The organism is Campylobacter sp. BCW_6871 (genome assembly GCF_001762325.1).
GTDB classification, from domain to species: Bacteria; Campylobacterota; Campylobacteria; order Campylobacterales; family Campylobacteraceae; genus Campylobacter_D; species Campylobacter_D jejuni.
On sequence record NZ_MJWQ01000017.1, the window covers coordinates 1 to 371 of the forward strand.

Genomic DNA, 371 nt, shown 5'->3' on the forward strand with positions numbered 1-371 from the left:
CCGGTAGAGCATCTCCCTTTTAAGGAGGGGGCCGTTGGTTCGAATCCAACACGGGACACCATTTTTATTGTTAGGGTTATGACCCTTTCGTCTAGTGGCCCAGGACAACACTCTCTCTGTGTGGAAACAGAGGTTCAAATCCTCTAGGGGTCGCCAATCATAGGTCGCTTAGCTCAGTTGGTAGAGCGCCACCCTTACAAGGTGGATGTCATAAGTTCGAGTCTTATAGTGACCACCATTTTATAAAATCATAAATAGGTTTTATAATCTCTACTTCTTTACTTTGGATGCAGCGGTAGTTCAGCTGGTTAGAATGCCGCCCTGTCACGGCGGAGGTCGCGGGTTCGAGCCCCGTCCGCTGCGCCATCTTG

3 tRNA genes are annotated in these 371 nt (G+C 49.6%); all 3 read left to right on the forward strand.

Going from position 1 to position 371, the window contains the following annotated elements:
• The first annotated feature begins 80 nt into the window (after nt 1-80).
• The 3 genes from AJ930_RS01215 (at nt 81) to AJ930_RS01225 (ending at nt 366) form a co-directional block, all read left to right on the forward strand.
• Nucleotides 81-156: transfer RNA gene (locus tag AJ930_RS01215), tRNA-Arg, on the forward strand.
• 6 nt (nt 157-162) lie between these two features.
• Nucleotides 163-238, forward strand: a tRNA-Val gene (locus tag AJ930_RS01220).
• A gap of 51 nt (nt 239-289) precedes the next feature.
• Nucleotides 290-366, forward strand: a tRNA-Asp gene (locus tag AJ930_RS01225).
• The last annotated feature ends 5 nt before the right edge of the window (nt 367-371 follow it).